Genomic DNA, 26,148 nt, shown 5'->3' with positions numbered 1-26,148 from the left:
CGGGCGTACGGCGGGCCGCGTCAGCCCAGCGTGACCGGGAGCCGGTCGAAGCCGCGCAGGATGCGGGTGGTGCGGCGCCGGGCGCCGGGGGCGAGCGCGAGGTCGGGGAAGCGCTCGACGACCGCGCGCAGGCCGACCTCGCCCTCCATCCGCGCCAGGGCGGCGCCCAGGCAGTAGTGGCGCCCGGAGGAGAACGACACGTGGTCGGCGGCGTTCTCACGGGCCACGTCGAAGGTGTCGGGGTCGGCGAAGACGTCGGGGTCGCGGTTGGCGGCCGCGAGCAGCGTGGTGACCGCGGCGCCGCGCGGCACCGGGACCCCGGAGAACGTCGTGTCGCGCAGCGTCATCCGCCCCGTGAGCAGCACGGGCGGGTCGTAGCGCAGGACCTCGTCGACGGCGTTGGGCCACAGCCCGGGCTCGGAGCGCAGCCGGGCGAGCTGGTCGGGGTGCTGGAGCAGCAGGGCGACGCCGTTGCCGAGGAGGTTGACCGTGGTCTCGAAGCCCGCGGCGAGCACGAGACCGGCGGTGGCCTTGAGCTCGGCGTCGGTGAGGGCCACGCCGTCGTCGGAGCGGGCGGTGACGAGCTGGCTGAGCAGGTCGTCACCGGGGCTGCGGCGCACCTGGTCGATGTGGTCGCTCAGCCACGCCTCGAAGTCGGTCAGCGACGACTCCACGCGCCGGAAGCCGCCCCACGTCAGCCCCAGGTCGAGGCTGGGCGCCGCGCCCGTGCCGAAGTCGAGCACCCGGCCGCGGTCGGCGGCGGGCACCCCGAGGATCTCGGCGATGACGGTGACCGGGAGCTGGGCGCAGTAGGTCTCGACGAGGTCCACCGCGGCCCCCGGCTCGCGGCGCGCCCGCGCCTCGAGGTCGTCGAGCAGCCCGGCGGCGATCTGCTCGGTGCGCTCGCGCAGGCCCTGCACGGCCTTGACCGAGAAGACCCGCGTGACGAGCTTGCGGTAGCGGGTGTGGTCGGGCGGCTCGGTCACCAGCAGCGAGGGTGGGGTCAGCGGACCGATCGGCGCCTGCCGGGCGGCCCAGTGGCCGATGCGACCGAGCACGCCGCCGGGTGAGAATTCCACCCCGGCCCGCACGTCGGCGCTGGTGAGCACCTCCTTGACCACCGGCTGGGAGGCGGTGACGAAGGCGAACTTCGAGCGGTGCAGCGGGCCGTCGGCCCGGATCGCCTCGAAGAGCTCCAGCGGCACGGTCTCCCCGTCGCGGGTCGCCTCGATCAGGCGCCCGTGCAGGTCGCCCTGCCTGGCCGCGCTGCGGATGGCTGTGGCCGGCAGCGCGTGGCCGAAGCCCCACCGCACCGCCGAGGCCGCCCGGCCGCCGACCTGCTCCTGGATGCTCATGGGCCCACCTCTCCTCGCCGACACCGGCCACGACCTGGGATACCGATCGGTATCGAGTACTGGTGAGTATCGTAGCCACCGATGTCAACCTCCCCCCAGCACCGCCCCACCACCGACGGCGCCGCCGACGGCACCAGCGACGGCACCAGCGACGGCACCAGCGACGGCACCGACGGCGTTCCCGATCCCGCCGTGCGTCGTCGACCCCCGCGCGACGCGGTCCGTCGTGCCCTGCTCGACGCCGCGGCCGAGCTCTTCGCCCGCGGTGGCATCGACGCCACCAGCCTCGACGACGTGGCCCGCGCGGCGGGCTTCACCAAGGGCGCCGTCTACTCCAACTTCGGCAGCAAGGACGGTCTGGTCGACGCCCTGGCCGAGGACCGGATCTCGGCCTACCTCGACCTGGGCCTGGCCGCCGTCAGCGACGTGGCGGTGCCCCTGGAGCAGCAGGCCCGCGACCTGGGCGACCGGCTCAGCGCCGCCGCCGAGGAGCAGCGCGACTGGCACCTGCTCTTCCTCGAGCTGTGGCAGCGCGCGGTGCGCGGCGAGGGCTCGCAGGCCTTCCGCGAGCGCCGTCGCGACCTGCACCGGGCGGTCACCTCCGCCATCGCCGAGCACGTCGACGCCGCCGGGGTCGCCGCCCCGCTGCCGGCCGAGGAACTGGCCACGGTGCTCATGGCGCTCTCCAACGGCCTGGCCATCGAGCGGCACGCCGACCCCGGCTCGGTCGCCGACGACCTGCTGGGGCGGGTGCTGGTGGTGCTGATGGGTGCGGCTCCCCCGGCGGGACGACCCGCTGACGTGGCGCGCGAGCAGACCCGGGGCGCGGCTCAGAGCAGCGTGGACCAGTAGTCCCAGAAGCGCACGCCGATGAGACCCACCACCACGACGAGCGCGAGGAGCAGCACCAGCGCGTGGGCGTCGCGCAGCAGCGCGGTGAGCGAGGAGTCGCGGGCCCGCTCCCCCAGCACGCCGCTGCTGAGGTTGCGCAGCGTGACGTACCAGAAGACCGGCACGACCACGCTCCACACGACCATGCAGTAGGGGCACAGCGCGCCGATGCTGTAGAGGCTCTGGTCGATCAGCCAGGCCACGAAGACCAGGCCCACGGTGGCCCCGGCCTGCAGCCCCAGCCACCACCAGCGGGGCAGCCGCACCCGGGCCAGCACCAGCGCCCCCGTCACGACGAGCACGGGGAAGGCCGCGATGCCGATCAGCGGGTTGGGGAAGCCCAGCAGCGAGGCCTGGTCGGTCGCCATCACCGAGCCGCAGCTCAGCACGGGGTTGATGCTGCAGCTGGGCACGTAGGAGGGATCGGTGAGCAGCTTGATCTTCTCCACCGCGAGGGTGAAGGCCGCCAGCCCGCCGACCAGCCCGCCGACCAGCAGCAGCCAGCCCAGCGCGCGGTCGGCGTACGCCGCACCGCCGCCACCGGCCGCGGCGCCGCCGTCGTGGTCCGGGGAGTGGTCCGGGTCGTGGTCCGGGTCGTGGTCCGGGTCGTGGAGGTGGTCGGGCGGGACCGACCCCTGCGGGTCGACGACCTCGGCACGCTGCGACACGGGGCACCCTCCTGCCACGTCGGATCGGGCCCGGGGCCCGACGGGCGCGTCGGCGCCCACCAGGATGGTAGGCGACCCCGGCCGCACGCACCTGAGTTCACCCTGAGGGGTCCTTGTGAGGACCGGGGCGCTCCGACATCGTGGATCGGACGGCTTCCGCCGTCAGCCCCACCCCACGCGCACCACCTCCGCTCCACGGAGTCTCAGAAGGAGTCATCTCATGGTCATCGGCCTGGGCATCGTCCTCATCGTCGTCGGACTCGTCTTCGTCCTCGACGTCATCACCCTCGACCTCGCCAACGTGGAGGACACCACCCTCGGGTGGGTCCTGCTCGCGGCCGGCGTGCTCGCCATCGTCGTGTCGCTCGTCGTCAACCAGCAGCGCACCCGCAGCGTGCACGTGACCGAGCGCCGCGACACCCTCCCCCCGCGCTGAGCAGCCGCGTGAGCGCCGCCCACTCGCTGGAGGGTCCGACCCACACGCCCGTCCTCCACCTGGCCACCGCGGCCCCGCTCCCGGCTCCTGAGCCGCTGGGGGCCGAGGGGTTCCGTCTCGACCTGCCCCGCACCCACCAGCACCTGTGGGACCTGCGCGGCGTGGAGTTCGAGGACGGCCTGACCGTGCGCTCCTACGAGTGCACGGGCTGCACCGACGTGCTCTTCCGCTGAGCCGTCGCGCTGCGGGGCCGCTCGACCCCGCACGACCACACTGCTCGACAGCACCGCACGAGAGCCCCGCCGGCCGTCGCCGTCGGGGCTCTCGTCCCGTCGTCGCCGTGCCGTCAGGGCCGGTCGCCGCGGTGCCGGCGCCGGCTCGGCCGGTGCGACCGCCCGCGGCCCGACCGGCGGGTCGGGCGTCAGTCGCGCTGCAGCATCCGCGAGCGGTCGGGCTCGAAGCCGTGGGACATGCCGTAGGCCACGGCCTGGGAGCGGCTGGTGACCTCGAGCTTGCGGTAGGCGGTGCGGATGTAGGTCTTGACCGAGTTAATGCTGAGGTAGGTGCGCTCGGCGATCTCCTGGTTGGTCAGGCCCTGCACGATCAGCGCGAGCATCTCGCTCTCGCGGCCCGAGAGGCCCAGGCCGCGGCCGGGCCAGCTGACGGCGTCGCCGGTGGCGTCGTCCTCGGCGCCCTCGTCGTCGCCGCCGCTGCCCGTCGGCGGCACGACCCGGGCGCCCGCGTGCACGCGCTCGATCGACTCCACCAGGTCGGCCGACGACATCGACTTGGCGAGGTAGCCCGACGCGCCCGCCTTGAGGCTGTCCTGGACCAGGGCCTCGTCGACGTTCCAGCTGTAGACGGCCAGGCGGGCACCGGCGGAGCCCACCTCGTGGACCAGGTCGCGCAGCTCGGTGCAGGCGCCCTGGGTCTGGGCGAAGCTGTCGAAGAGCACCACGTCGACGTCGCTCTCGACCGGCACGTTGACGGCCAGCTCGACGACCTCGACCCGGTCGGCGAAGGGCGCCAAGGCACCCGCGAGGCCCTTCACGACCAGCTCATAGTCGTTGACGATCGCGAGGCGGATGGGGGAATCGGTCGACACGAGCCCGACCCTACTCACGCCGCACCCCGGGGGCGAGCCGTCCCACCCGTGGGGAGGTGATCCGCGCGCGGGGTCAGGGTGAGGCGCGGCCGATCACGGCCCGCGCCAGCTCCGCCTCGGTGAGCCCGAGCCCGAGGGCGGTCTCGCGCAGCCGCTCACGCGCTGTCACCACGTCGACGTCGAGCAGCGCGGCCCACACGCCCGTGGCGGTGTCGACGGCCGCGCGGTCCTCGGCGCGGCGCGGCGCCTCACAGGCGTCGTCACGGCGGGCGAAGCCCAGGTCGGCGTCGGTCACGGCGCCGGGCGCCCACGCGTCGAAGAGACGCGCGAGCTCGTCGTGCCTACCCGCGAAGGCGCCCGGGGTCGCGGCGTAGAGGTCGACGGTGCCGACGACGCGTTGGCCGTGCATGATCGGCAGCGTCAGCGTGCTGCCGACGCCGAGGGCGGCCGAGGCGCGCCCCGAGGAGCTCCAGGACTGCTCCTGGCACGGGTCGTCGGAGGCCGCGGTCGCCGCCATGATGGGCAGCTCGGCGCTCGAGGTGGCGGCGCGCTCGGCGGCCGTCGCCTCCACGGTCAGCACGAGGTCGAGGTCGGCGTGCTCCCAGGTCAGCCCGACGCAGTCCGGCACGACCTCGCGGGCGCGCTCGCCCAGCAGGCAGAGCCAGCGCAGGACGTCGTCGTCCACCGAGGCGGCGTCGAGGTTGTCGACCGCGGCCACGGACTCGGGGATGGGCTGCACGGTGCACCTCCCGCCTCATCTGCCTCCATGGTGCGGCCGGCGCCGCGGGGGACGAACCACCCCTCGGGGTGCCTCCCCGCCCCGCCCGGTCCGTGCGGGGGGCAGACGGGTCTGCCACGGCGGGCGGGACCGAGCGGGACAGCGTGCGGGGCCGCGGTCCTCTCAGGCGGCCGAGGGCCGCGAGGAGCGGGCGGTGCGGGCCAGGAGCACCGCGGTCGCGACGCCGGCGAGGGCGACCAGGGCGCCGACGCAGGCCACCGTGAGCGGCCAGCCGCCGGCGCGCCAGCCGAGCCCGACCAGGGCGCCGAAGACCGACGAGCCGACGTAGTAGGAGGCGACGTAGAGCGCGCTGGTGCGCGCCGGCTGGGCCGAGCCGACCACCGGGGCCCAGCCGCTGGCCACCGAGTGGGCGCCGAAGAAGCCGGAGGTCAGCACGACCAGGCCGACGACCACCAGCCACAGCACGTCGGGCAGCGTGAGCAGTAGACCGGCGCCCATCACCGCGACCGACACCACCAGCACGACCGCTCGCCCGACCCGGTCGGCGGCGCGACCCGCGACCGCGGAGGCCGCGGTGCCGGCGAGGTAGGCCAGGAAGACCAGGCCCACGACGGCCGCGGGCAGCTCGAAGCCCGGACCGGTGAGGCGGTAGGTGAGGTAGTTGTAGGTGGCCACGAAGCCGCCCATGAGCAGGAACGGCAGGGCGAGCACCGCCAGCACCGCCGGGTCGCGCAGCAGGTCGACCACCCGCCCCGGGGGCGGCGGCACGCCGATGGCGCTGGCCACGCCCGCCGCGGGCCCCGGCACGAGGCGCTGGAAGGCCAGGGTCGCGATCAGGGCGCAGACGCCCAGCGCCACCACGGCCCAGCGCCAGCTGCCGGCGAGGTCGACGACCGCGGAGGTCACCACGCGTCCGCCGACACCGCCGAGGGAGTTGCCGGCGACGTAGAGCCCCATCGCCGTCGCCAGGCCGCGCGGGTGGACCTCGGCCGCGACGTGGCCCATCGCCACGCCCACCACCAGCGCCAGGGCCGCGCCGGTGAGGCCGCGCGCCACGAGGAGCAGGGGGTACGTCGGCGCCACCGCGCTCAGCAGCGTCAGCACCGCGGCGACGAGCAGGCCGAGCCGCATCGTGGCGACACGTCCGCGCTGGGCGCCGATGCGGGTGGCGGGGATGACCAGCAGCGCCAGCAGGCCGGTGGTCACCGAGATGGTGAGGCTGGCCCGGGTGGCGTCGACGCCGAAGTCGTCGCCGATCTCCGGCAGCAGCGGCTGGGTGGCGTAGAGCATGCCGAAGGCGGCCAGCCCCGCTGCGCCCATCGCGAGGTTGAGGCGGCGGAAGTCGCGCGAGCCCGGGAGGTGCCCCGCGGGACCCGCCGGCGCAGGCGCGAGGGGCGCGCCGGCGCGGGTGGCCGTGGGGTCCAGGTCGCTCGGGCGTCTCACGTGACCCAGTCTCTCCCGCCGTCGCTGATGACTCCAATGCACCGGTCGACCTAGACTCATGCACGTGCAGCATGACTCCGCCGGCTTCCTGCGACCGCTCGAGGAGCTGCTCGCCGTGGCGCGCACCGGCCACGTCACCGATGCCGCCGCCGAGCTGGGCGTGCCGCAGCCGACCCTGAGCCGCTCCCTGGCGCGACTGTCGGCCGAGGTCGGCGCCCCCCTCCTGCTGCGCCGGGGACGCGGGATCGCGCTGAGCCGTCACGGGCGGCTGCTGGCCGACGCCGCCGAGCGGGCCGTGGCGGAGGTCGAGGAGGCCCTGCGCGCCATCCGGGCCGAGGTCGACCCCGGGGCCGGCCGGGTGCGGCTCGGCTTCCAGCACGCCCTCGGCGCCGACCTGGTGCCGCGGGCGCTGCGGGTCTTCCACGACCGTCACCCACGGGTGACCCTGCAGCTGGCCGAGGGCGGCGCCGAGCACCTCGTCGCCGACGTGGCCGGCGGCCGCCTCGACCTCGCGCTCGTGGCCGTGCTCGAGCCCTCGACCGGGACGGGGCTGGCCTCGCTCGTGCTCGGCACGCAGCCGCTGCGCGTGCTGCTCCCCCGCGGTCACCACCTGGCGGGTCCGGGCGAGCGCGGGGCGTCGGGGCGTGGCTCGCGGGGGGCCGAGGACGGCCGCGCGGGGCCGGTGGCTCTCGCCGACCTCGCCGAGGAGCCCTTCGTGGCGATGGCGACCGGCTACGGGCTGCGCACCATCACCGACGCGATGATGCGCGAGGCGGGCGCACCGCGGCGCCCGGCGTACGAGTGCGAGGACCTCGCGACCGCCGGCGGGCTGGTCGCGGCGGGCCTGGGCTTCACCGTCGTGCCGGCCGGTGTCGACTACCCCGGCACGGTCGAGGTCGCCCTCGACGCCGGGGCGCGGCGCGCGGAGCGCGTCGTGCAGCTGGTGTGGTCGAGCGCCGGGCCGCCGGCCCCCGTGACCGCGCTGCGCGACGTCCTCGAGGAGACCCTCCCGGGCCTCCTCGGGGCGTCACCGCCCCGCGACGACCGCGCGGGCCGCACCGCAGGCCGCGACGCGGGGCCCCGCGCGGGTCACGGTGCAGAACACGGTGCGGGTCACAGGACGTAGAGCATCTCCTGGTAGGTCGGCAGCGACCACAGGTCGTCGGCCACGAGGCCCTCGAGGGTGTCGGCGGCCGCACGCACGGCCGCCATCGCGGGCAGCACCCCGTCGCGCACCGCGGTCGCCGCCGCCAGGGCGTCGGCGGGGTGCTCGTGGGCGAGCGCGGCGCCGAGGTCGGCCAGACCGGCGCGCAGCGCGGCCAGCGGCTCGGAGACCGACAGCAGCGTGGAGGTGTCGGCCTCGACGCCGGCCGCCTTGAGCGCCGCGACGTTGCCGGCCAGCTCGGTCTGGTAGCGCAGCGCCGCCGGCAGGACGATCGTCGTGCCCATCTCCAGGGTGAGGTTGGCCTCGACGCCGACGCTGAGCACGTACTGCTCCAGGCCGATCTCGTAGCGGCTGTGCATCTCGCGCTCGTTGAAGACGCCGTAGGCCGAGAACAGCGCGAGAGCCTCGGGGGCGATCAGCTCGGGCAGGGCGTCGACGGTGGTGCGCAGGTTCTTCAGCCCCCGCTGCTCGGCCTCGACCGGCCACTCCTCGGAGTAGCCGTTGCCGTTGAAGATCACCGCACCGTGGTCGCTGATGACCTGGGTCAGCAGCGCCTGCACGGCCTCGTTGAAGTCGGTGCCGGCCGCGACGGCGTCCTCGAGGAAGCTCGCGCAGTGGTCGAGGGCCTCGGCCATGATCGTGTTGAGCACCACCATCGGGCCCGCCACCGTCTGGTTGGACCCCGGTGCGCGGAACTCGAAGCGGTTGCCGGTGAAGGCGAAGGGGCTGGTGCGGTTGCGGTCGCCCGGGTCCTTGGTGAGGTTGGGCAGCGTGTCGACGCCGATGGTCAGCGTGCCGCGCTCCTTGGAGCGGGTGGCACCGCCCTTGGCGATCTGGTCGAAGACGTCGGCGAGCTGGTCGCCGAGGAAGACCGAGATGATCGCGGGCGGGGCCTCGTTGGCGCCGAGGCGGTGGTCGTTGGAGGCCGAGGCGACCGAAGCCCGCAGCAGCCCGCCGTACTGGTGGACGCCGCGGATGACCGCGGCGCAGAAGACGAGGAACTGCGCGTTGTCGTGCGGGGTCTCCCCCGGCACGAGGAGGCTGCCGAGCTCGGCGTTGCCCAGGGAGAAGTTGACGTGCTTGCCCGAGCCGTTGACGCCGTCGAAGGGCTTCTCGTGGAAGAGGCACTCCATGCCGTGCTTGCGCGCGACCGACTTGAAGGTGGTCATGAGCAGCTGCTGGTGGTCGGAGGCCTCGTTGGCCCGCTCGAACATCGGCGCCACCTCGAACTGGCCCGGCGCGACCTCGTTGTGGCGGGTCTTGGCCGGGATGCCGAGCTTGAAGAGCTCGCGCTCGGTGTCCATCATGAAGCCGAGCACGCGCTCGGGGATCGCGCCGAAGTAGTGGTCGTCGAACTCCTGGCCCTTGGGCGGCCTGGCGCCGAAGAGCGTGCGCCCGGCGTTGAGCAGGTCGGGGCGGGCCATGAAGAAGTGGCTGTCGACCAGGAAGTACTCCTGCTCGGGGCCGCAGTAGGCCACGACGTTGTCGGGGTCGTCGTGGCCGAAGAGCGTGAGCACCCGCTTGGCGTGGACCGACATCGCCTGCTGCGAGCGCAGCACGGGGGTCTTGTGGTCGAGCGCCTCGCCGGTCATCGAGATGAAGACGGTGGGGATGCACAGCGTGTTGCCGTTCGGGTTCTCCAGCACGTACGCCGGGCTCATGACGTCCCACCCGGTGTAGCCGCGCGCCTCGAAGGTGTTGCGCAGCCCGCCGTTGGGGAAGCTCGAGGCGTCGGGCTCACCCTGCACCAGGGTCTTGCCGGAGAAGGACGCGAAGGCCGTGCCGTCGCCGACCGGGTCGAGGAAGCTGTCGTGCTTCTCCGCGGTCAGGCCGGTGAGGGGGTAGAAGACGTGGGCGTAGTGCGTGGCGCCCTTCTCCATCGCCCAGTCCTTCATGGCCGAGGCCACCGCGTCGGCGACGTCGGGGTCGAGCGGCGTCGACCGCTCGATGGTGGAGACGACCGACTTGTAGACGCTCTTGGGCAGCCGCTTCTGCATCACGGTGAGGCTGAAGACGTTCTGCCCGAAGATGGCGCCGGGCTCCTCGCCGGGGTCGAAGCTGATCGGCGGAGCGACGGTGGCCTCGACGGCCCTCATGGCCTGCAGGCGGACGGGATTGGCGCTCATCGGTGTCTCCTCGGACGGCGGGGCGGTAGCCGGACCGTAGGGGGCGCGCGTGTCGGGGGTGTTTCGCCCGGGTCACGTGGGCCGCCGGGGCGACGCGACGCGCGTCACGTGCTCGGTGGCTGGGCCAAGTGGAGGGGCCAGGTGGAGGGGCCGGGTGGAGGGGCCGGGAGGACGGCGGACCGAGCGGGGCGAGCGGGGCGAGGACGGGTCTCGGAGCGGGGCTCGACGAGGACGTGTGGGCCAGGCCGCGGCTTCTGGGGGGCATCAGTCGCGACCTGGCTCCCCCAGTGTGACGCGCCGGCATCGGTAAAACACGCGATCACGCGAACGTGTCGCCTTTTCCGTGCCGGCGGACTAGACCGGGGCCGACCCGATCACACGAGGGGTCCTCGACCGCGTCCTGGGCCGGGTCCCGTGTCCGGCGGGCTCAGAGCGTGCCGCTGGCCCTGCTGCTGCCCGGGCAGGTGAGGTCGCGGACGTAGGGCTCACCGGTCCAGCCCTTGAGGGTCGAGGTGATGGTGAGGCGGTAGGTCTGCGCACCGGCGATGAGCCCGGTCTCGTAGCGCAGGGCGGCCGAGCGGGACGTGGAGTCGACCGCGTCGCGGGTGACCCCGGCGCGGGAGAGCCGGTAGGCGTAGGTGGCCCCGCTCGGCCCGGCGTCGGTGAAGGAGTCGACGTCGACGTCGATCGCCTCGTAGCCGATCGTCAGGATGCTGAAGCGGGTGCACGTCCAGGTGCCGGTGACGCCCGTCGGCATGGCCATGCCCGCTGTGCCGACGCTCAGCGAGGCCTGCTGCTGGCCGGAGAAGCGGGCCGAGGCCAGCTGCGGCAGGCACACCAGGAACGCCGTGAGCGTGACCAGCACCAGCACGCGGCGACGCAGGCTGTGGCTCATGGCGTCCTCTCGGCGGGGTGGCTCGGTCGGGTGGCTCGGTCGGGTGGCGCGGTCGGCTGGCGCGGTCGGGTGGCGCGGTCGGGTGGCGCGGTCGGCTGGCTCGGGGTCGGTCGTCGCCCACGGGTGGGCGACAGGACGAGTCTGTCCGGAGGGTCTCAACCGATCCGCCGACTTGCCTCAAGGAATCCTCAAGGTCTGAGAGGATCGTCTCGATGTCAGTCACGGGGAGCATGACCAACGGCAGCGGCACCACCACCGAGGAGCGGCGCGCCCTCGTGGTGGAGGACGACGAGGACATCCGCGCGCTCATCGAGCTCTCCCTGCAGTCGCAGGGCTTCGCGGTCACCACCGTCGACAACGGCCTGGCCGGGGTGGAGACCATCCGCACCCTCGACCCCGACCTGGTGACCCTCGACCTCGGGCTGCCCGGGATCGACGGGATCGAGACCTGCCGTCGCATGCGCGAGCTCACCGACGCCTACGTCATCATGATCACCGCCCGCGACGAGGAGATCGACAAGCTCCTCGGCCTCGAGACCGGTGCCGACGACTTCCTGGCCAAGCCCTTCTCGGTGCGCGAGCTCAAGGCCCGGGTCAACGTGCTCTTCCGACGCCCCCGCCGCCTCCCGGCGGCGGACGGCGCGGGCGGCCCCCCGGCGACCCACGACGCCGGCGCGACGACACCGGCACCCACGGCACCCACGGCACCCACGGCACCCACGGCACCCGCATCGCACGAGGTGCTCGACCACGGCCCGCTCCGCGTCGACGTCGACGGGCGGCGCGCCTTCCGCGACGACACGGAGCTGACGCTGACGCGCACGGAGTTCGACCTGCTCACCGAGCTGATGCGCAGCCCGGCGCGGGTGTGGAGCCGCGAGTCGCTGCTGCGCTCGGTGTGGGGCACCGAGTGGGCCACCGACACGCACCTGGTGGAGGTGCACATGGGCAACCTGCGCCGCAAGCTCGGCGCCGGCCGGCTCATCCACACCGTGCGAGGGGTGGGCTACCGCATGGAGGCCCTCTGAGGCGCCTCCCCCCAGGCGCCTCAGAGGGCTGTCTCCCCCGGCCCGCGGGCGGCCGGTGGTCAGTGGGTCGTGCGGGTCGTGCGGGTCGTGCGGGTCGTGCGGGTCGTGCGGGTCAGCTGCGTGCGAGGTAGCCGTCGAGCGCGCGCTCGGTGCACCCGGTGACGGCGCGCAACCGGGCCAGACGGCAGCGGGCGGCCTCGCGGTCGCCCCGGCGTACGTCGCGCGCGAGGCCCTGCGCGACCTCGGCCAGGCAGCAGGCGCCGACGGCTGCGGCCGAGGTGCCGAGGCTGAGCACCGCGTCGAGCACGTCGACGTCGGCGGCCTCGGTGGCCGCCGCCGCGGGCGGGGCGAGCACGCTGGTCACCCGGGTCACGCGCCCGGGCAGCATGCGGCGGTAGGTCCGGGCGAAGGTCAGGGCCGAGGCGGGGCAGAGGTCGAGCGCGAGCTCACCCAGGACCGACTCGTCGAGCACGGCCACGCCACCGCAGAGGTCCTCGGTGCTCACCGCTCGGACCCGGCGGGCTCCCGGAGGACCTCGTCGGTGCCGTCGGCGGTCTCGGGGGTCCCGGTCCCGGGGCTCCTGGTCCCGGGCTCCTCGTCCTCGTCGCGGGCCCAGATGCGCACCAGGCCGAGCACGACCAGCAGGCCCAGCGCGCCCCACAGCACGCCGTGCTGCACGACGGGCGCGCGCAGCCACTGGATGGCCTTGCCGACGTGAGGCACGACCGCGGTCATCTGCCACACGGTGTCGCCCTCGAGCGTGGCGGTCCAGGGGTCGACGCCCTCGTTGGCGTCGCCCTGGGTCTGCACCGCGATGCTGCCGTCGTCGCCCCGGACGACCTTCGTGACCCGGTGGGTCTCGACGCGGTGGTCCTCGATCGGGATGTGGTAGCTGATCACGTCGCCGACCTCGACGTCGGCTGCCGGGCGCGGCACCGTCACCACGACGTCACCGGGGCTGATCCCCGGCTCCATGCTCCCGGTGAGCATCGTGGCCGTGCGGTAGCCGAAGACGTGAGGGCCCACCGCGAGCAGCAGGAAGGCCGCCAGGCACGCCACCAGCACCAGGCTGGTCACGACGTTGCCGAGCACGTGCAGCGCCCCGCCGGCCGTGGGTCGGGTGACGACCCTGCTCGACCCGTCGCCGCGGTGCCTGGCGGAGGACTCGGTCGCCGCGGTGGTGGCGGTGGAGCTGCTCATCGTGTCCTCCTGGTCGCTGGTCCGGTCTGGGCTGGGCTGGGTCGGGCTGGGCTGGGGTGGGTCGGGCTGGCGGGGCGGGCGGGGCGGTGGTGACCCGTGCGGCCACGAGGGCACCCCTGGCCGCACGGGAGAGGAGGGTCAGGTCGTCCGGCGACCCGGGGTCGAGCCTCCCGCGCGGCCGGCAGCGGCGTCCGCGGCCGCGCGGGAGGGGGTCACTGGAAGTCGCCGGCGCGCTGCGTGGCGAGGAAGGAGTAGTTGATGGTGCTGGTGAGGTTCTGGAAGGTGTTGTCGGCGGCCTCGGGCAGCGTGAGGGTGACGCGGAGGAAGGAGGTCTTCGCCGCGGCGTTGAGGGCCGTGGTGACCACCGGCAGCATCGTGTTGGCCTGGAGGACGCGACCGCTGGCCAGGACGGGGGTCTCCGTGCCGCCGCAGGTCAGGGCGTTGGTGGAGCCGACCTGGGTGTAGGCCTGCGAGCACTGGTCGATCCGCATCTGCAGACCCTTGGTGGCGTCGCCGGTGAGGACGTTGGCGGTGGAGCTGGTCGTGGTCAACGCGACCGAGCCGAAGGTCTCGTCGGCCGAGCCGCGGGTCAGCGTCAGGGCCCGCTGCACGGTGTCGGTCGGCACCAGCTTGGGGATGGCGACGTCGAAGCCGCGCGCCGGGTTGCTGGCGGTCAGCACGACGGTGCCGGTGGTGGTGGCCTCGGTGGCGCTGGTGGTGGAGGTGAAGGAACCGAACGTGCCGAGACCGGCGACCGATGCCGCACCGGCGACGAGGGCGACCGAGGCGGCCAGGCGGGTGGCGCCCTTGGAGACCTTGCGGGTGGTGGCCTTGCGGTGTGCAGTGCGCATCGGGAGTCCTTCGAGTCGGGTGGACCAGCCCTGCGCCGGTCGCTGTTGCTTGATGACCAGGACTCTGTCGCTCCAGCCTCAAGCCACGACGCGGCAGATCCACGACGTTGCCTCAAGGAACGCGCAAGGCGGGGCGACCCTCTTGAGGTTCGCCCCGGCTCGGGGTGCGCTGCCGCCGTACGGCGCTCGGTCTGGCCGCGAGCGCACGTGGCGGCCTTGCGGTGACGTCGTGCGAGAGGTGGGGGCGACCCCACCACCCGCACGAGGCCCCGCCGTGCGGGTCACACGGTGTCGAACCACCCCGCCAGCGCCGGCACCCGTCGCAGCACGAGCTGGTCGAGGGCCAGCACCACCAGCAGCGACAGACCGAAGAGCGGCAGGACGATCCCGAGGGCGACCAAGCCGACGAGCAGCACGGGGCTGCCGCGCAGCGGCATGCGTCCGCGCGGGGCGCCGATGCGTGCCGCACCCCGCGGGCGGCGGCGCCACCACATGAGCGGGCCGGTGACGCAGGCCGCGATGATGCCCACGCACATCAGCGCCGCACCCCAGAACGACCACAGCCCGAGGCTGCGTCCCTCGTGCAGCCCGATGCCCTGCGAGACCACCTTGGCCAGCGTGGGGTAGTCGTCGAAGCCGTAGGTGGAGACCACCGCGCCGCCGAAGCGGTCGACGTGCACGGTGCGCTCGTCGGAGGGTGCGTCGAAGGCGTAGCCGATGACGGAGTAGACCCCCGCCTCGTCGGTGGTGGTGTCGGGCACCGCGACGGTGAAGGGGTGGCGCAGGCCCTCGGCCTCGGCCACCTCGACGGCGGTGTCGATGTTGGCCACGCTGCCCTCGGGGTCGCCGGTCGAGCGGGGCACCTCGGAGGCGCCCATGCCCCACGGCACGTCCTGCACGTGGCTGTGCGGCAGCGACTCGTCGAGGCTGGAGGTGGGGTCGGACAGGGCGCCCGGGTCGGTGCTCCACAGCGAGCTGCCACGGTCGGTGGCGAGCTTCTGCACGGTCTCGCCCCACACCCCGGTCCAGGGCAGGCCCGAGACGAGCAGGAAGAGCAGCCCGACCCCGACGCCGGCACCGAGCCAGCCGTGCCGCGAGCGCAGCCGGGCGCCGGGGCGGTCCTTGGCCCGGGCACGGCGACGGGCCTTGGCGCCGCGGACGAAGAGGTAGTAGCCGGTCAGCGCCATCACGATCGCCCAGCAGGCGCCGAGCTCCATGAGGTGGTCGCCGAAGCGGCCGGCCATCAGGTCGGCGTGCAGTCTCACCGCCGTGCCCGACAGCGTCGTGTCGGGGTCGAGGGAGCCGAGCACGTCGGGGCCGTAGGGGTCGACGTAGACGTCGCGCGGACTGCCGTCGGCCTCGACCACGGAGAAGGCCGTGGCGTCGTCGGCCTCGAGCGGCTCGCGCATCGAGACCACGGTGACGTCGGGGTAGACCCGCTCGAGCGCGGTCTGCTGGGCGGCGTAGGACTGGCGGACCTCGGTGGCCGCGGGGGTGTCGATGTGCATGAGGTCGCCATGCATGAGCGGCTCGATCTGGAAGCGGAAGAGGTAGATCAGCCCCGTCACCGACAGCACGAGCAGCACGGGCACCACGAGGAAGCTGGCGAAGAAGTGCCAGCGCCACATCGCGCGGAAGAGGCCCGACCCGCCCTTCTTGCGGGCGCGCTCGTCGCGCGGTGGTCGCGGTCGGCGCGCCGGGGTGGCGGTGGGGGCCGCCTGGTCGGTGGGCTGGTCGGTGCGTTGGTCGGTGGGCGGGTCGGTGGGCGGGCGGGCGGGGGTGGCGCGCGCGGGCGCGCCGGGGCTGGCGATGGAGTCGGTCACGGTCTCTCCTCGAGACGGCTCCGCAGGGCGACCGCGCGGGCCGAGCCCCGGCGGGCCCGTGGTGGCGGGCCCGGGCCGGGGCGTGGCGCGGCAGCGGTGGGTGCGGGCGCAGGGACGCGCGACGGCGGGGCCGTCGCGTCGGACGATGCTGACGAGGGCCGACCGCCTCGTGCGGTCGGACCGGGGTGCGGTCAGGCGAGGAGGGCCGGCGGTCCCCGGCGTACGACGCTGCGCGCCAGGTGCGCCACGACCGGCGCGGGGTGGTGGGAGGTCGGCACGAGGCGGCCGCGCGCGGGGGCCGGCAGCGACCGCGTGCGGGCCCAGGCCGCGAGCAGGCGCCACGGCGCGGCGAGCACGGCACCGGCGAGGGCCACGAGGGCCCACAGCGCGTGCTCGCCGACGGCGAGCCACAGGCCCACGAGGGCGGCCGCCAGCAGGTGGGCGGCCATCATCGGGGCGTGGGCGGCCAGGTCCTCGACCAGGTGGCCGAGGGTCAGCGAGGGTCCGGAGGCGAGGTCGCCGGCGGGGCCGGTGTAGGCGTCGAGCAGCGAGCCCACCCGTCGACCGTCGACCTGCGGCAGCGACGCGGAGGCGGCCTGCGCCGCTCCCCCGGCCGGCGTGGCGGTGGTCGGGGCGTCGCCGACGTGACCCGCGGTGGCGCTGAGCACCACGTGGACGGCGGCCTGACCGCCGACCAGCAGGGTGACCAGGCGCAGCGTCGAGGCCGGCCGGGCGAGGAGCGCCGCGCTCAGCACGAGGGTCACGGCCGTGAGCAGGGTCATCACCACCGGGCCGGGCAGCAGGCCGTCCGCGGTGACGTGGCCGGCGGCTCCCAGGAAGAGGGTCACCGTGGCCAGCAGACCCGCGCGGAGCCAGAGCACGACCGGGTCGACCCGCGGCTCGGCGGCCGGGGTCGACGGGAGGGCGGTGCCGTGGGACATGACCCGGCGATTGTCGCACGGCCCGGTCGACTTTCGGCCGCGCGGACCCGGCCCCGCCCCGGCGCGCTCGTGGTGGGCCGACCGACTCGCGGCTGCGGACGTCATGCGGCGCACCCGGACGTCATGCGCTGCGTGGATGCGCATCCACGCAGCGCATGACGCCCCAGGACCCGCGTCGACCCCAGCACGCTCGACCGCCTCGGCCCGCACCCGGCACCGCAGGCCCGGGACGTGCGGGCCCGGGGTCGTCCGCGCCACGGTGTGGCCGACGCCGGAGGAGTGCCGCGGGTTGGTCGAGCGTTCGCGTCCGACCCCGAGACGTGCGGCCCCGGGGTGTTCGCGCCGCGGAGTGGCCCACGTTGGAGGAGTTCCGAGGGTTGATCGAACGTTCGTTCAACCCCGGGACGTGCGGACGTTGGGTCGTCCGCACCGCGGTGTGGGCGATGCGGGAGCGAGGCCCGCCCCGGACGTCATGCGCCGCGTGGAGGCGCATCCACCCTCCGCATGACGCCCCGCGACGGCACCGCAGGCGAGGCCCGTTGCCCGCCCGTCCGCACGCCCGTCCGGCCGGCCGGCCGCGGAGGGTGCGAGGGTCAGAGCCGCGGACGGAAGCGGCGTCCCCGCACGGCCTCCTCCACCAGGCCCACGGCGCGCCGCGCCCCGGCCAGGCGGGCGTCCTCCCGCAGCCAGGTGTCGACGACGGCGTCGACGACCTCCGGCTCGACCAGCCCGCGCAGCTCGGCACGGGCCTCGCTCAGACCCCGGCGGCACGCCAGCTGACCCGCCTCGACGTGGAGCACCGCGAAGCGTGCCAGCACCACGAGGTGGCGACGCAGCACGGGGTAGGAGCGGTGGTCGGGCGGGCACAGGTCGAGCAGCCAGGCCTCGGCACTGGCCTCCCACTCGGGCGCCCCCGGGGCGCGCACCTCGGCGGGCCAGCCGGGCGGGGCGACGGGAGCACTCACGGCGCCACCCTACTCCACTGATCGAACATCTGTTCGATCAGAGCGCGACCTGTCGGCCGGCCTCCGGCTCCGGCAAGAAGCCGACTCCGGCCGGCGCGACCGACCTCAGGACCCGAGGAGCGCCACGTGGACGAACAGCCAGGTCGCGTCGAGGAGGAGGACGAGCAGCGTGCCCGCCAGCAGCCCGAAGCCCAGGCGCCGCCACTCCGTGAGGCAGAGGCAGACGAGCGCCGCCGCGGAGGAGACGGCGAGGAAGAGGCAGACCGGGTCCGACCACAGCCCGAGGTCGTAGGCCACTCCGTCGTAGCCGACCTCCAGCACCGCGGCGGCCCAGAAGGCGACCGCCACGACGAGGTTGACCCCCACCGCGGCCACCAGGCCGACCCGGAGGTCGCGGGGCGCACCCCCGGCCCGGCGCAGGTCGGCCGCGCTCCGGTCGGCGGCGCTCTGCTCGGCCGCGGTCCGGCGCGACGAGCTCCGACCGGCGGGGCCGGGCGCGCCGGGACGAGACACCGCCCCATGGTGCCCGACGACGGGCGTCTGCGTCTGCACTGTCGGGCGAGGCTCAGACCCGACCCGCGCCACCCTCGGCCCCCCGGCCCTCCCCCCGGCCCTCCGACCGGCCCTCCGACCGGCTCTCCGGCCGGCCCTCGAGCTCGCGCTCCAGCTCGGCCAGGAGCGGGTCGCGCAGCCCCACGCAGTCGAGCTCCCAGAAGGCGTCGCGGTAGACCAGCGGCCCGGTCAGCGTGTCGTCGTGGGTCGAGAGCAGGGCGACCTGGAAGGCGGCGCGCGGGATGCGGGGCGAGGGTCGCTCGAAGCCGTGGTCGCCGGCCGGGCCGAAGCCCCGAGCGGAGTAGTAGGCCGGCGAGCCCTCCAGGAACACCGCCGGCCACCCGTCGGCCTCGGCGGCGTCGAGCGCGGCCGCCAGCAGCGCGCCGCCCACGCCGCCACGCTGGTGGTCGGGCGCGACCGACAGCGGGCTGAGCACCAGCACCGGGCGCAGCCGCTCACGCGTGTCGACCCAGCACTGGGTGAGCATCACGTGGCCGACGACGGCGCCGCCGACCTCGGCGACCAGGCCGAGCGCCACCGCCCGCGAGGCCTCCAGCCGCTCCACCAGGCGGGCGACGACCTCGCCCTCCTCACCGAAGGCGGCGGTCACGACCCGGGTGATCGACTCCCGGTCCTGGGGGTGCACCGGGCGCACGACCAGGTCGCGCCCGGCGGGGCCCGCGCTCACGCCGCCCCCAGGAAGCTCAGCCGCACCTGGCGCTCGGGGTTGTCGACGTTGAGGTCGACCAGGCAGATGCTCTGCCACGTGCCGAGGGCCAGCCGACCCTCCAGCACGGGCACCGTGGCGTACGGCGGCACCAGCGCAGGCATCACGTGGGAGCGGCCGTGGCCCGGCGAGCCGTGGCGGTGGCGCCACCGGTCGTCGGCCGGCAGCAGGTCGGCGAGCGCGGCGAGGAGGTCGTCGTCGCTGCCGGCGCCGGTCTCGAGGATCGCGACGCCCGCGGTGGCGTGGGGCACGAAGAGGTGCACGAGCCCGTCGCCTCGTCCGGCGCAGAAGTCGGCCACCTCGGCGGTGAGGTCGAGCACGCGCTCGCGGTCACCGGTGTGGAAGGTCCGGGTCTCTGAGTCCATGGCCCCGATCGTGCCAGCCGCCGCCGGTCGCCACCCACACCCCCGTGGTCGACCGCCGGGCGCGGGATCAGTCCTCGAGCCAGGCCCGGAAGGCGCGGGCGTCGTAGGGGCGGCCGAGGAAGTCGGCGACCAGGTCGGCGGCGTCCTTGCTGCCGCCGGCGGCGAGGACCGTGTCGCGGTAGCGGGTGGCGACGTCGGGGGCGAGGAGGTCGTCGGGGTCGAAGGCCGAGAAGAGGTCCTTGGCGATGACCAGGCTCCACATGTAGGTGTAGTAGGCCGAGGTGTAGCCGCCGAGGTGGCCGAAGCCGGTGTGGAAGTGGGTGCCGGGCAGCGCGGCGAAGGCGGCGTACTCCTGCGACAGCTCGTGCAGGCGCGCGCCCAGGTCGGCGGGCCGGTCGCGGTGGAACTGGTAGGAGACGGCGGCGTAGAACATCTGGGTGCGCGCGTAGTAGCCCTTACCGAACTCCTCCGCGGCGCGCATCCGCTCCACCAGCGCGGCGGGGATCGGGGTGCCGGCGTCGTCGGTGGCGAAGGTGGCGAGCACGTCGGCGTCCCAGGCCCACTCCTCGAGCATCTGGCTCGGCGCCTCGACGAAGTCCCACTCGGTGGCCACCCCGGAGAAGCGCACCCACGGGTGGCGACCGGCGAGCACGTGGTGCATGAGGTGACCGAACTCGTGGAAGAGCGTCACGACCTCGGAGTGCTCCATGCGGCCCCGCCCGAAGTTGCACACCAGCACGCCCTCGGGCAGCTGGCGACCGGCGACGCCGCTGACCAGGTCGAACTGCGCGGCGTGGTTGTACTTGCCCGGGCGCGGGTGGAGGTCGAGGTAGATGCGCCCGAGCAGCTGCCCGTCGAGGGACACGTCGTGCACGCTGACCTCCTCGTGCCAGGTCGGGGCGTCGGGCACCGCGGTGTAGGTGAGGCCGAAGAGTCGCCCGGTGACCTCGAGCAGGCCCTGTCGCACGCGGGTGAAGTCGAAGTACTCCCGCACGGCCTGCGCGTCGACGTCGTACTGCTCGCGGCGCACGAGCTCGCCGTAGTGGCGGCTGTCGGCCACGTCGACCCGCTCGAGGTCGGGGTGGTCGCGGCGCGCGCGCTCCAGGAGGACGGCGACGTCGCGGTCGGAGGCGGCGAGGGCGTCGGCGGCGATCCGGTCGACGAACTCCCCGATCGCCTCGCCCGTGCCGATCATCTTGACCTCGGCGTCGAGGTCGGGCCAGCCGGGGAACCCGAGGGTGGTGGCCTGCTCGTGGCGCACGTCGAAGAGCTCGCGCAGCACCGCGTCGTTGTCGGGGGCGAGGGTGAAGAAGGTGCGCGCGACGGCGTGGCGGGCCTCCCGGTCGGTGGAGAAGGCCAGGAAGGGGTGGGTGTCGGGGTAGTCGGTGGTGATCGCGACCCGGCCCTCGGCGTCGGCCGGGTGGGCCGCGACGTAGTCGGCGGGCAGACCGGCCAGCGCCGCCGCCGGCACCCGGGTGACCGCGGCACCGTCGCGGATGTTGCGGGAGAAGGTCTGGGCCAGGTCGCTGGCCCGCTCGGAGAGCTCGGTGAGACGGGCCCGGGTGGCCTCGTCACGGTCGACGCCGGAGCGGCGGAAGTCGCGCAGCGCGTCGGCCAGCACGCGTCGCCCGCCGTCGTCGAGGCCCTCGGTGGGCACGGCGGCGAGACGCTCGAAGACGGAGGCGTCGAGCAGCAGGGCGGTGCGGAAGCGGTGCAGCTCCTGCTCGCTGGCCTCGGCCGCCTCGCGCAGCGGGGCGTGGGGGTGCACCTGCGCGAGCAGCGAGCAGACGGCGAAGGCGTTGGAGAGCTCGACGAAGAGGTCGTTCCACCGCTGGAGCGCGGCCGGGTCGCCCGGCTCGAGGGCGCGCAGCCCGTCGGCCAGCGCGCGGGCCGCCACCAGCCCGCCGGTGCTGCGCGTCTCGAGCAGCGCGCGCCACCCGTCGCGGTCGTCGACGGCGGGCAGGGCAAGCGGGGCGAGGGCGTCCTGGGTCACGCCGGCGAGGGTAGCGCCGCGGGCCGACACCCGGCGCGTGCCGACACCCGGGGCGTGGGCGCGGAGGCGGCCGGTCGACGGGGTCGACGGGACGTCGACGGACAGGCCGGCCTCAGACCGGGGTGCCGGCCCCGGCGGCGTCGGCCGGGTCGATGCCGCCCTCGCAGGAGGCGCCGAACTCCGGGGCGGTCTCGCCGTGGCCGAACTCCTGCAGGAACATCGCCAGGCGCGGGTCGTCGGCGCCCTCGAGCTCCAGCTGCACGCCCCACACGGTGACGACCACCGGGGCGGCCTGGCCCTCCCAGGGCGAGAGGATCCCGTTGGCGGGCAGCACGTCGGCGAGGGCGGCGACGTCGTCGGCGGGCAGGCCGGGCTCGTAGGTGAGCACCACCGTGCCGTGCTCGAGGTCGTGCACGAGGTTCTCCGCCGGCACCTGGGTGTCGTAGGCGCCGCAGTCGAGCCACTCCTGGGCGTGCGGGCCGCCGACGGGCGGCGACTGCGGGTAGTCCACCGACCCCTCGACGTGGTCGCGGCGCAGGTCGGCGTACTGCTCGATGGCCGCGAGCGTCGCCTGCTGCTCGACCGGCTCCTCCGAGCGGGTCACGAGGATCGGCACGACCACGGCCGCGGCGACCACCGCGACGGCGCCGACCAGGGCCAGCACGAGCCGGGTCGTGCGTCGCGGCGCGGGCGGAGGGGGGCCCTCCGGGCCGACCGGGTACGGCGACCAGCCCGGCGGCGCCTGCGGGGGCGGGCCGGCCGGCGGCGGACCCGGGGGCGGCCCGGCCGGGGGCGGGCCCGGCGGCGGGAGGCTGCTCATCAGCCCTCCAGGATCCGCTCGACGCGCTCCACCTTGGCGCTGAGCTGGCCCTCCCACCCGGGGCGGATGTCGGCCTTGAGCACGAGCCCCACGCGCGGGGAGACGGCGGCGACGACGTCGACGGCGCGCTTGACCACGGCCATCACCTCGTCCCACTCCCCCTAGAAAGCTTCAGAACATGACAAATCATTAGGAGTCCTCCGAGCGAGCCAGAGCAGTCTCGACGCGCTCCACCTTGGCATCGATCTGGCCGTCGAACCCAGGTCGGATGTCGGCCTTAAGAACCAATGAGACTCGCGGTCCGAACTTCTGCACGGCCTCGGTCGCACGCTTGACGACGTCCATCACCGTGTCCCAGTCAGGTCCTTCGATGGTGGTGAACATGGCGTCCGTCCGGTTCGTCAGACCTGAATCTCTCACGACCTTCACTGCGGCCGCGACTGCCTCTGAAACGGACCCCTCCATGTCTCCTGACCCGCTCGGTGCCACCGAGAACGCAACCAGCATCTACTTCATCCCTTCGTTGACTCGGTCAGAGTCTGCCTCTCGCGCTTCCGCAGCGACCGACTGGGGCTGAGGGCGGGAGTCTGAGCGCTTCGTGAAGGCCGCGTGGGGATCAAACCCGCTCACAGACCCACCTGGCGGTTCCAATCTCCGACGTACATCTCGAGCCGACGAAACTCGGCGCTCGTAATCATGCGGTTGTGCGCGATGAAGTTGCGTGCGCGCTCCAACTCGTCCAAGCGCTGCTTCAGCCAGTGCTGAGAGGGGATGAGGTCCTCGAAGTCAGACCAGTTATTTACGATGATGTCTGACAGACCCCCAAAGTCGACGTAGCCCAGTACGTCTTTGTAGACGCCTTCCAGCCAAGAGTTCTTCTCGGCGTCCTTTAGTCGATTCTCCGCCGTGTCATGGACCTTCTTTGGGACACGCGGCGTATCCCACCAGTCATCGGCCTGCTCAGATAGGCGGCTTCGAATGAGGTCTCGTACAGAGTTCTCGAAGCAGTAGATGATTGAGTACAGACGTCCCATGCGGAGCGCCTCGTTCCGGGTGGCTAGGTCAAATGGAGCTAGTGCCTCCTCCAGCAGACGGTTCTCGGTGGCAGTCTCATCTACGCCAACTCGTACGCCAGCCCGTCGGAATGGCTCTGTATCGGCCTCGAACATGAGGCTTCTGAAGAGCCAACTTCGGAGAGCATCCAGGTCGCTCACGTCAGAAGATTCTCTCGAAGCGATCGGAAGATGGCGTTGTACACCTCAAGATCCTTGGTCGCAGGCAGATGGACCTGAATGGTGTAGTGCAACTCCGTCGAGAGCGTCCCTTGGACCCTCGGCTCCACGAAACCATCGTTGGGTCCGGCATCCTCGCCAGGCGACGCTTCGGCGTCACCTGGCACCGTCACATCGCTCGCCGTGATCGTCGGCGTGGAGGCGTCCATGTCAGCCAACTTGAGCAACGCGTAGAACGTTGAAGCCTGAAGCTGAGCAACCTTGTCAGTCGAATTGTTCTTGGACTTAAAGAGTCCTTCTACTGCTTGACGATCCCCCGTGGTCGGACGCTCCCGGATGTGGAAGACGTCCGTGTAGGCCTCCCGCAGCGCCTCAGCCATGACAGCCTTCGAACGCGACTTGTCCCGGTAGGCGTGGTAGCGCGGTGTCGGAGCCCCCTCCGCCGTGAGGAAGCCCAGGTCCTTCAGCAGTGGGATGAACGGCCGGTCATTGCTGCTACTGAGCCCAATGCCCTTTAGGTGATCAACCGTGAATTTGTCCGGCGCCGTCCCTTCCACGATTTTCGTGAAGAGAGTCGGCACATTCTTGGCCGATGGCAGGTATCGCTTCGTCAGCATGCAAGTCCCCGTTCGTTGTTAACGGCATCTTGCCAACTGAGGCCTGCCGAGGTCACGAATACGCCCCATCGAGCAAGACGAAGCCAACGCACACGAGCATGTGCCCTTACGGACGACTCGCACCCTCGATGTTGGTGAACATCGCGTTGGTCTCGCACGGCAGCCCCGACTCGCGCACGACGCGGACGGCCGCCGCGACGGCCTCGGAGACGCCGCCGGTGTGGTCACCGCTGGTGGGAGTGATGCTGAAGGCCACGATCATGCGCCCACCGTAGCCGCGCCTCCTCGCCGCCGTCCGGACGCCGTCCGAGCGCCGCACCGGTCGCCCTCCGACCGCCTCACGGCACCGCCGGGGCCGGCAACGCCTCGCGCCGACGGGCCAGGCCGTCACGGGCCTGGGACTTCACGGTGCCGACCGAGACGCCGAGCAGCTCGGCGGTCTGGCGCTCGGTGAGGTCGTCGAAGTAGCGCAGCACCACCACGGCGCGCTGCCGCGGCGCCAGGGCCTGCAGGGCCGCCCGGAGCACCAGGGCCTGGTCGTGTCGACCGACGGGGTCGTGGCCCACCTCGGGCAGCCGGTCGGTGAACACCTCCCGCCACCGACGCCGTCGCCACCGCGAGACGTTCTCGTTGACCAGGATCCGGCGCACGTAGGGCTCCGGGTCGTCCTCGATCCTGCGCCACGCGCCGCTGGCCTTGACCAGCGCCACCTGCACGAGGTCCTCCGCGTCGTCGGCGTCACCGGTGAGCAGGTAGGCCGTGCGCAGCAGCGCCCCGCGGCGGGCCAGCACGTAGGAGGTGAAGCTGTCAGGGGCGGACACGTCGCCTCCACAGCCCCACGCCGGCCGCGCCGAGCAGCACCACGACGACGCCGAGCGCGGCGACCGCGCGCGGGTCGAAGGGGTCGGGCGGCGCGAGGACGTCGCGCTCGGGCGCCGACCAGACGCCCTGGGCGAACGAGACCTGTGACGACGCGACCGGCAGCTCCGCGCGGCTGACCACCTCCGTCTCCCCCGTCGCGACGTCGACGGAGACGAAGGCGGTCTCGAGGTCGCTCGCCGCGAGCACGACGTGGGTCTCGTCGCGCCATCCCACGGGCGTCAGGGTCTCGGGGGCGTAGCCCTCCACCCGCAGCGGCCGCACCGTGAGCCGTCCGTCCGTCGCCGGGGTCGCCAGCACCGGCTCGGTGGGCCGGTCGGTGAAGCGCCCGGTGCCGCGGGCGTAGGCGGTGGTCACGACGGTGGGGCCCTCGGGGGAGGCGAACGCCGCCCCGAGGAGCTGCCGGTCGCCCCCGAGGACGTCCCGGGCGCCGGGGCCCGGGAAGCGCACCACCCTCCGCCCGGAGGTCGCCACCAGCGAGCCGCTGTCGACGGCGCCCATCCCCGGCACGTAGGCCGGACGGTCCGCGACCCCCAGGCTGATGCCCGTGCCGTTGGACAGGTCCCAGGCCGCCGCGCTCAGGAAGGAGGAGGTGCTCCCCGAGGCGCTCCCGACGTCGGTGTGGGCGAAGGTCGACCACCACAGCGTGTCGCCGGCCCAGGCCAGGCCCTCGGGCTGCAGCCCGTGCTCGCTGACCACCTCGCGCCGCCGGACCTCCCCGGTCGTCGTGTCCATCACCGCCAGGCCCGTCACCGGCGCGTCGGTGCCCGAGGCCGCGGGGTCGACGGGCGCACCCGTGATCGCACCGCCGCTGGTCCACCAGGCCAGCCACCGACCGTCCGCCGACAGCGCGGTGGTGAGGTCGCCGCGCGCGGCGTCGACGAGCGGGAGGAACGCGTACTCCCCCGTCGCCGACACCCCGACCAGCCCCGGTCGGCTGTCGAGCCAGCCGGCGTCGCTCCACGGCACGGTGGCCACGAGGGGGCCCGTCGGCGCCTCGGCGGCGGGCAGCCAGTCGTTCGGGGTGAAGAAGGTGTCGGGCAGCCGCAGCCCGCCGCCGACCCCTGCATCCACCGCACCCGCCGGCTGGACCTCGGCGCGCCCCCGGTCCCAGGCCAGCCCGCCCAGGGCGGCCAGCAGCACCACCACCGCCGCCACCCCCGCTGCACCCACCGCTCGGCGCCGACGGCGGTACGCCGCACCGCGCGCCCACAGCTCGTCGGGGGCGGGGGGCGCGCCGCTCGGGTCGGCCCGGTCGGCGAGCAGGCTCATCGTCTCGCGCAGGTCGTCGCTCATGGGTGGGGGTCCTTCCTGTCCTCATCCACCCACACG

At 73.9% G+C, this 26,148-nt stretch carries 28 protein-coding genes and 2 pseudogenes; 5 read left to right on the top strand and 25 right to left on the bottom strand.

Translation table 11 applies throughout. The features are described from left to right. Window positions 1-20 precede the first annotated feature (20 nt). Window positions 21-1,355, bottom strand: coding sequence for a cytochrome P450 (locus ASF47_RS03970; RefSeq protein ID WP_056862631.1), 1,335 nt, complete (start codon window positions 1,353-1,355; stop codon window positions 21-23). 81 nt (window positions 1,356-1,436) lie between these two features. Between ASF47_RS03970 and ASF47_RS03965 the strand changes: the two genes are divergently transcribed. Beyond that, the gene (locus tag ASF47_RS03965) at window positions 1,437-2,207 is read left to right on the top strand and encodes a TetR/AcrR family transcriptional regulator (RefSeq protein WP_056862630.1); all 771 of its coding nucleotides are present in this window, start codon (window positions 1,437-1,439) and stop codon (window positions 2,205-2,207) included. Here the strand turns inward: ASF47_RS03965 and ASF47_RS03960 are convergent. After that, the gene (locus ASF47_RS03960) at window positions 2,186-2,914 is read right to left on the bottom strand and encodes a vitamin K epoxide reductase family protein (RefSeq protein ID WP_235557637.1); all 729 of its coding nucleotides are present in this window, start codon (window positions 2,912-2,914) and stop codon (window positions 2,186-2,188) included. The genes ASF47_RS03965 and ASF47_RS03960 overlap by 22 nt on opposite strands. A 220-nt stretch (window positions 2,915-3,134) precedes the next feature. Between ASF47_RS03960 and ASF47_RS03955 the strand changes: the two genes are divergently transcribed. Continuing rightward, the gene (locus ASF47_RS03955) at window positions 3,135-3,350 is read left to right on the top strand and encodes a DUF6458 family protein (RefSeq protein ID WP_056862629.1); all 216 of its coding nucleotides are present in this window, start codon (window positions 3,135-3,137) and stop codon (window positions 3,348-3,350) included. A gap of 8 nt (window positions 3,351-3,358) precedes the next feature. Beyond that, window positions 3,359-3,583 (top strand): hypothetical protein, encoded by a 225-nt coding sequence (locus tag ASF47_RS03950; protein ID WP_056862628.1) that lies wholly within the window; start codon window positions 3,359-3,361, stop codon window positions 3,581-3,583. A 188-nt stretch (window positions 3,584-3,771) separates the two neighbouring features. On the opposite strand, the gene ASF47_RS03945 is transcribed toward ASF47_RS03950, so the two are convergent. The 3 genes from ASF47_RS03945 to ASF47_RS03935 all read right to left on the bottom strand — a co-directional run bounded on the left by ASF47_RS03945 (window position 3,772) and on the right by ASF47_RS03935 (window position 6,637). Continuing rightward, complete coding sequence (locus ASF47_RS03945) at window positions 3,772-4,455, bottom strand: response regulator transcription factor (RefSeq protein ID WP_056862627.1); 684 nt, start codon at window positions 4,453-4,455, stop codon at window positions 3,772-3,774. 73 nt (window positions 4,456-4,528) lie between these two features. Further along, window positions 4,529-5,194 (bottom strand): ANTAR domain-containing protein, encoded by a 666-nt coding sequence (locus ASF47_RS03940; protein WP_056862626.1) that lies wholly within the window; start codon window positions 5,192-5,194, stop codon window positions 4,529-4,531. A gap of 162 nt (window positions 5,195-5,356) precedes the next feature. Further along, window positions 5,357-6,637: an MFS transporter gene (locus ASF47_RS03935; protein ID WP_056862625.1), complete on the bottom strand. Its 1,281-nt coding sequence runs from the start codon at window positions 6,635-6,637 to the stop codon at window positions 5,357-5,359. A gap of 64 nt (window positions 6,638-6,701) precedes the next feature. Between ASF47_RS03935 and ASF47_RS03930 the strand changes: the two genes are divergently transcribed. Beyond that, window positions 6,702-7,763, top strand: coding sequence for a LysR family transcriptional regulator (locus ASF47_RS03930; protein ID WP_162242260.1), 1,062 nt, complete (start codon window positions 6,702-6,704; stop codon window positions 7,761-7,763). On the opposite strand, the gene ASF47_RS03925 is transcribed toward ASF47_RS03930, so the two are convergent. Next, the gene (locus tag ASF47_RS03925; protein WP_056862623.1) at window positions 7,751-9,928 is read right to left on the bottom strand and encodes a glutamine synthetase III family protein; all 2,178 of its coding nucleotides are present in this window, start codon (window positions 9,926-9,928) and stop codon (window positions 7,751-7,753) included. The two genes, ASF47_RS03930 and ASF47_RS03925, sit on opposite strands and share 13 nt — an antisense overlap. Before the next feature lie 427 nt (window positions 9,929-10,355). Next, window positions 10,356-10,823, bottom strand: coding sequence for a hypothetical protein (locus ASF47_RS03920; RefSeq protein WP_056862622.1), 468 nt, complete (start codon window positions 10,821-10,823; stop codon window positions 10,356-10,358). A 212-nt stretch (window positions 10,824-11,035) separates the two neighbouring features. Here ASF47_RS03920 and ASF47_RS03915 point away from each other — a divergent pair, with 212 nt between their 5' ends. Then, on the top strand, window positions 11,036-11,851 hold the full coding sequence (locus ASF47_RS03915; protein WP_235558611.1) for a response regulator transcription factor: 816 nt from the start codon (window positions 11,036-11,038) through the stop codon (window positions 11,849-11,851). A gap of 112 nt (window positions 11,852-11,963) precedes the next feature. Here ASF47_RS03915 and ASF47_RS03910 read toward each other — a convergent pair whose 3' ends face one another. The 18 genes and pseudogenes from ASF47_RS03910 to ASF47_RS03835 all read right to left on the bottom strand — a co-directional run bounded on the left by ASF47_RS03910 (window position 11,964) and on the right by ASF47_RS03835 (window position 26,112). Continuing rightward, window positions 11,964-12,356, bottom strand: coding sequence for a hypothetical protein (locus tag ASF47_RS03910; protein WP_056862620.1), 393 nt, complete (start codon window positions 12,354-12,356; stop codon window positions 11,964-11,966). Further along, window positions 12,353-13,051 (bottom strand): signal peptidase I, encoded by a 699-nt coding sequence (locus ASF47_RS03905; protein WP_200918937.1) that lies wholly within the window; start codon window positions 13,049-13,051, stop codon window positions 12,353-12,355. Before ASF47_RS03905 ends, ASF47_RS03910 begins: the two co-directional genes overlap by 4 nt. Before the next feature lie 212 nt (window positions 13,052-13,263). After that, the gene (locus ASF47_RS03900; protein ID WP_056862619.1) at window positions 13,264-13,902 is read right to left on the bottom strand and encodes a TasA family protein; all 639 of its coding nucleotides are present in this window, start codon (window positions 13,900-13,902) and stop codon (window positions 13,264-13,266) included. Between the two features lie 281 nt (window positions 13,903-14,183). Continuing rightward, complete coding sequence (locus ASF47_RS03895; protein WP_235558610.1) at window positions 14,184-15,725, bottom strand: PepSY domain-containing protein; 1,542 nt, start codon at window positions 15,723-15,725, stop codon at window positions 14,184-14,186. 191 nt (window positions 15,726-15,916) lie between these two features. Next, window positions 15,917-16,666, bottom strand: a complete 750-nt coding sequence (locus ASF47_RS03890; RefSeq protein ID WP_056862618.1) for a hypothetical protein — start codon at window positions 16,664-16,666, stop codon at window positions 15,917-15,919. Window positions 16,667-17,259: 593 nt separating this feature from the next. After that, window positions 17,260-17,631 (bottom strand): hypothetical protein, encoded by a 372-nt coding sequence (locus tag ASF47_RS03885; RefSeq protein WP_056862617.1) that lies wholly within the window; start codon window positions 17,629-17,631, stop codon window positions 17,260-17,262. 105 nt (window positions 17,632-17,736) lie between these two features. After that, a complete protein-coding gene (locus ASF47_RS03880; protein WP_056862616.1) occupies window positions 17,737-18,144 on the bottom strand; it encodes a hypothetical protein in 408 nt (135 codons plus the stop codon). Between the two features lie 52 nt (window positions 18,145-18,196). After that, a complete protein-coding gene (locus ASF47_RS03875; RefSeq protein WP_200918936.1) occupies window positions 18,197-18,871 on the bottom strand; it encodes a GNAT family N-acetyltransferase in 675 nt (224 codons plus the stop codon). After that, on the bottom strand, window positions 18,868-19,275 hold the full coding sequence (locus ASF47_RS03870) for a secondary thiamine-phosphate synthase enzyme YjbQ (protein WP_056862615.1): 408 nt from the start codon (window positions 19,273-19,275) through the stop codon (window positions 18,868-18,870). Before ASF47_RS03870 ends, ASF47_RS03875 begins: the two co-directional genes overlap by 4 nt. Window positions 19,276-19,342: 67 nt before the next feature. Beyond that, window positions 19,343-21,268, bottom strand: a complete 1,926-nt coding sequence (locus ASF47_RS03865) for a M3 family metallopeptidase (protein ID WP_056862965.1) — start codon at window positions 21,266-21,268, stop codon at window positions 19,343-19,345. A 112-nt stretch (window positions 21,269-21,380) separates the two neighbouring features. Continuing rightward, complete coding sequence (locus ASF47_RS03860; RefSeq protein ID WP_056862614.1) at window positions 21,381-21,932, bottom strand: DUF3105 domain-containing protein; 552 nt, start codon at window positions 21,930-21,932, stop codon at window positions 21,381-21,383. 155 nt (window positions 21,933-22,087) lie between these two features. After that, a pseudogene (locus tag ASF47_RS20530) lies at window positions 22,088-22,237 on the bottom strand (thiamine-binding protein); the annotation flags it as partial. A gap of 40 nt (window positions 22,238-22,277) precedes the next feature. Then, a complete protein-coding gene (locus tag ASF47_RS03855) occupies window positions 22,278-22,595 on the bottom strand; it encodes a thiamine-binding protein (RefSeq protein WP_056862613.1) in 318 nt (105 codons plus the stop codon). A 119-nt stretch (window positions 22,596-22,714) separates the two neighbouring features. Continuing rightward, window positions 22,715-23,302 (bottom strand): Swt1 family HEPN domain-containing protein, encoded by a 588-nt coding sequence (locus ASF47_RS03850; RefSeq protein WP_200918935.1) that lies wholly within the window; start codon window positions 23,300-23,302, stop codon window positions 22,715-22,717. Then, a complete protein-coding gene (locus ASF47_RS03845) occupies window positions 23,299-23,937 on the bottom strand; it encodes a DUF5343 domain-containing protein (protein ID WP_056862612.1) in 639 nt (212 codons plus the stop codon). Before ASF47_RS03845 ends, ASF47_RS03850 begins: the two co-directional genes overlap by 4 nt. 118 nt (window positions 23,938-24,055) lie before the next feature. After that, window positions 24,056-24,199, bottom strand: a pseudogene (locus ASF47_RS20525) (thiamine-binding protein); the annotation flags it as partial. 76 nt (window positions 24,200-24,275) lie between these two features. After that, entirely contained in the window at window positions 24,276-24,758 is a 483-nt protein-coding gene (locus ASF47_RS03840; protein WP_056862611.1) for a SigE family RNA polymerase sigma factor, read from the bottom strand. After that, on the bottom strand, window positions 24,745-26,112 hold the full coding sequence (locus ASF47_RS03835; protein ID WP_056862610.1) for a hypothetical protein: 1,368 nt from the start codon (window positions 26,110-26,112) through the stop codon (window positions 24,745-24,747). Before ASF47_RS03835 ends, ASF47_RS03840 begins: the two co-directional genes overlap by 14 nt. Between the last annotated feature and the right edge of the window lie 36 nt (window positions 26,113-26,148).

The organism is Nocardioides sp. Leaf285, from assembly GCF_001422955.1.
In the GTDB taxonomy this organism is placed as follows: Bacteria; Actinomycetota; Actinomycetes; order Propionibacteriales; family Nocardioidaceae; genus Nocardioides; species Nocardioides kribbensis.
Note: the sequence above shows the minus strand (reverse complement) of the source record. Positions and strands in the feature narration are given on the sequence as shown.

Coding starts and splice junctions, on each gene's coding strand:
- ASF47_RS03970 (WP_056862631.1), bottom strand. CDS start 1,355: ATGAGCATCCAGGAGCAGGTCGGCGGCCGGGCGGCCTCGGCGGTGCGG.
- ASF47_RS03920 (WP_056862622.1), bottom strand. CDS start 10,823: ATGAGCCACAGCCTGCGTCGCCGCGTGCTGGTGCTGGTCACGCTCACG.
- ASF47_RS03890 (WP_056862618.1), bottom strand. CDS start 16,666: ATGTCCCACGGCACCGCCCTCCCGTCGACCCCGGCCGCCGAGCCGCGG.
- ASF47_RS03965 (WP_056862630.1), top strand. CDS start 1,437: ATGTCAACCTCCCCCCAGCACCGCCCCACCACCGACGGCGCCGCCGAC.
- ASF47_RS03925 (WP_056862623.1), bottom strand. CDS start 9,928: ATGAGCGCCAATCCCGTCCGCCTGCAGGCCATGAGGGCCGTCGAGGCC.
- ASF47_RS03900 (WP_056862619.1), bottom strand. CDS start 13,902: ATGCGCACTGCACACCGCAAGGCCACCACCCGCAAGGTCTCCAAGGGC.
- ASF47_RS03845 (WP_056862612.1), bottom strand. CDS start 23,937: ATGCTGACGAAGCGATACCTGCCATCGGCCAAGAATGTGCCGACTCTC.
- ASF47_RS03870 (WP_056862615.1), bottom strand. CDS start 19,275: ATGGACTCAGAGACCCGGACCTTCCACACCGGTGACCGCGAGCGCGTG.
- ASF47_RS03955 (WP_056862629.1), top strand. CDS start 3,135: ATGGTCATCGGCCTGGGCATCGTCCTCATCGTCGTCGGACTCGTCTTC.
- ASF47_RS03915 (WP_235558611.1), top strand. CDS start 11,036: ATGTCAGTCACGGGGAGCATGACCAACGGCAGCGGCACCACCACCGAG.
- ASF47_RS03905 (WP_200918937.1), bottom strand. CDS start 13,051: ATGAGCAGCTCCACCGCCACCACCGCGGCGACCGAGTCCTCCGCCAGG.
- ASF47_RS03855 (WP_056862613.1), bottom strand. CDS start 22,595: ATGCTGGTTGCGTTCTCGGTGGCACCGAGCGGGTCAGGAGACATGGAG.
- ASF47_RS03835 (WP_056862610.1), bottom strand. CDS start 26,112: ATGAGCGACGACCTGCGCGAGACGATGAGCCTGCTCGCCGACCGGGCC.